3 protein-coding genes are annotated in these 2,610 nt (G+C 44.5%); 1 reads left to right on the top strand and 2 read right to left on the bottom strand.

All coding sequences use genetic code 11. From position 1 onward, the window contains the following. A partial coding sequence (locus CWO08_RS23680) for a 3-methyl-2-oxobutanoate hydroxymethyltransferase (protein WP_181360063.1) occupies positions 1–323 on the bottom strand: 323 nt, incomplete at its 3' end. A gap of 287 nt (positions 324–610) precedes the next feature. Here CWO08_RS23680 and CWO08_RS23675 point away from each other — a divergent pair. Then, positions 611–1,765, top strand: coding sequence for an IS110 family transposase (locus CWO08_RS23675; RefSeq protein ID WP_029225960.1), 1,155 nt, complete (start codon positions 611–613; stop codon positions 1,763–1,765). A 403-nt stretch (positions 1,766–2,168) separates the two neighbouring features. Here CWO08_RS23675 and CWO08_RS23670 read toward each other — a convergent pair whose 3' ends face one another. Then, positions 2,169–2,489: a hypothetical protein gene (locus tag CWO08_RS23670; RefSeq protein ID WP_108021131.1), complete on the bottom strand. Its 321-nt coding sequence runs from the start codon at positions 2,487–2,489 to the stop codon at positions 2,169–2,171. Positions 2,490–2,610 lie beyond the last annotated feature (121 nt).

Genomic DNA, 2,610 nt, shown 5'->3' with positions numbered 1-2,610 from the left:
CTGTCAGCACCAGCCTGCATCAGCCTTTTAGCATTAACTAACGCTACTTCAGGAGAACGATCGGTTAAGTATGGGAGGTCACCAATAATATGAGTATTTGGAGCACCGCGACGCACTGCCCCGACATGATATTCCATGTGCTCAATGGTCACATCTCGCGTACTGCTAAAGCCCATTTCAACCATGCCGACAGTATCACCAACGAGAATAATAGGTATCCCGGCAGATTCGATACTTGCAGCCACAGGGAATGTATAAGCGGTCAACATCGGAATACGTTGTTTCCCTTTCATTTCCATAAAAGAACTTGGAGTGTGTTTCATGTTCTTGCTCTCATAAAATCATGCGTTATTAAAGCACTGATACTATTAGTTTTAATTGAGCTATGGAAGTGAAAATATGGTGTTGACTAAACGCCCACAAATTGTATTCAATTCAACAAATGCGTTGAGTTAATGGACGTTGAACCTAGGGAAAGGGATTGTTACGATTAACTATGAATGCCATAGACATAATGACCCCCACGAAAGGTGCTAGCCTCCAATATCGTGGGTTAGCTTTAAGCCAGAGCCATAATTAGTGCGTCAAACAACTAAATTTGGAGGCTAGCATGAGTAAAGATAGCATAATTTTCATTGGCTTAGATACGCATAAGTCATTTATTCAAGTCGCTGTTTTACAAGAACATCGAGGGGCAAACCCACAACACCTTGGCCGTATTAAATCTAACAAGTCCGCGCTTATTAAATTGGCCAGACAACTGCAATCCAAGTATCCAAAAGCCACTCTGCACTTTGTCTATGAAGCAGGACCATGTGGTTACTGGACTTATCGCCTGATTACGAGCCTTGGACACTGCTGCTATGTCGTCGCTCCATCACTTATACCTAAGAAGCCAGGCGATAGAATTAAAACTGACAAACGAGACGCAGCAAAGCTCGCCAAGCTGTTAAAAGCCGAAGAGCTTACACCCATCTATGTACCAGAAGCCGAAGATGAAGCTATTCGAGATCTCTCGCGTGCCAGAGAAACGGCAATGAAAGATCTCAAAGACGCAAAGTTCCAACTCAAAGGCTTTCTTCTTCGCAATAATATCCAAGCGACGGTGAATGATAACTGGTCTAAAAAGCATCTACGGTGGCTGACCGATCTCATTCTTCCTCACCATAGTCAACAAACCGTCTTGCAAGAGATGATCATTACAATCAATGAGCGGATACAGCGGCTGCAACGACTCGATAATGAACTGCTCCATCAGGTCAAAAACTGGCGATACTATCCTGTTGTGAAAGCCATTCAAGCTATGCGGGGTGTAAGGTTACTCGTAGCTCTTGGCACAATAGCTGAGCTGGGTGACTTACGGCGGTTCGACCATCCAAGAAAGCTTATGGCTTACCTTGGGCTTGTTCCAACAGAAAACTCCAGTGGAGGTAAAACTCGTCGTGGCAGCTTAACAAAGTGTGGCAACAGTCGAGCCAGACGGTTACTCGTTGAAGGCGCACACACCTATAAGCATAAAGCGAACATCTCTGTAGAGCTGCAACTAAGGCAAGAAGGGCTGCCTAAAGAGATAGTTGATATCGCTTGGCAAGCCCAGCAAAGGTTATGTCGTCGTTACCAACGACTACTACAAAAAGGTAAACACCGAAATGTCGTTGTGGTCGCCATCGCAAGAGAGATGATCGCTTACATCTGGGCCATTGCGCGTGAAGTTGTCATTAGCGACGTAGATCCTAGAACTCGAATCGCTCGTTTACCGGCATGAAGACAGAATTAGTGTTATCGCATTGGATAAAGCATCGGGAGTGGCACAAACACCGACGGCGTTAGGACGGCAATATAGCTTCGGCTGTATTGAACCACGAGCATAGACTGAAGACAGGTGCTACGACGGAACAAGTAAGGTAGGCTCTACTCATCAAACGATGAGCAATCCACGTATATCAGCATGAGAACCGACGACATTACTTGCTTCATCTATGCGGTAACACTATCCCAAAATGAACAAAGGCTCTGAAATGAGGGAGCAGAAACTTCTACGTTTTTAATTGACAGTGGGGGTCATATCAACGCCGCATTAAGGTGTGGGTGTGAGCGGCGCTTGCCCATACTTTGAGCGAAGCGAAACGGCAAGCGTTGCGAATCACTCTTAAATGCTTTGTTATAACTCAGTATTCTGACTGCAATTTCTTATGTAGCTTCAATATATCCGCCGCAATTTTGCTCGCTGTTTTATTTTGGATCTTCGTCATTGTATGAGCGACAGCACCTTCAACCATTGTGCCTTCAAAGTTAGTTCTAGGACCACTTTTAGTCATACGATCTTGTATTGAGTGCCAGTCACCAATCAACTCTTCGGGGAAGTGAATATTTAAAAGACTTGAAGTCGCCTCATTGGCACTAAGCAAGCGGCTTCTCGCATCTCCAGCTCCAATACACAACTCTTCTACTGCATCATCAATACGACCTTTAACATATTGGTATTTCATGTATAAATTTCCTCGAAACTTGAATGAGTTATAACGCCCTGTTAAGGGGTGAGCAACGCAATACCTAAGTCGCCGCAAACCACCTTAATCACTAAAACCAACGCATAGTAAAAATGCCAAG

The organism is Vibrio sp. 10N.286.48.B8 (genome assembly GCF_003050085.1).
GTDB lineage: Bacteria > Pseudomonadota > Gammaproteobacteria > Enterobacterales > Vibrionaceae > Vibrio > Vibrio crassostreae.
This window is presented reverse-complemented; position numbering and strand designations above follow the sequence as displayed.

What these genes read in the sequence shown, in the direction of transcription:
- CWO08_RS23675 (WP_029225960.1), top strand. Translation starts at nt 611, where the DNA reads ATGAGTAAAGATAGCATAATTTTCATTGGCTTAGATACGCATAAGTCA.
- CWO08_RS23670 (WP_108021131.1), bottom strand. Translation starts at nt 2,489, where the DNA reads ATGAAATACCAATATGTTAAAGGTCGTATTGATGATGCAGTAGAAGAG.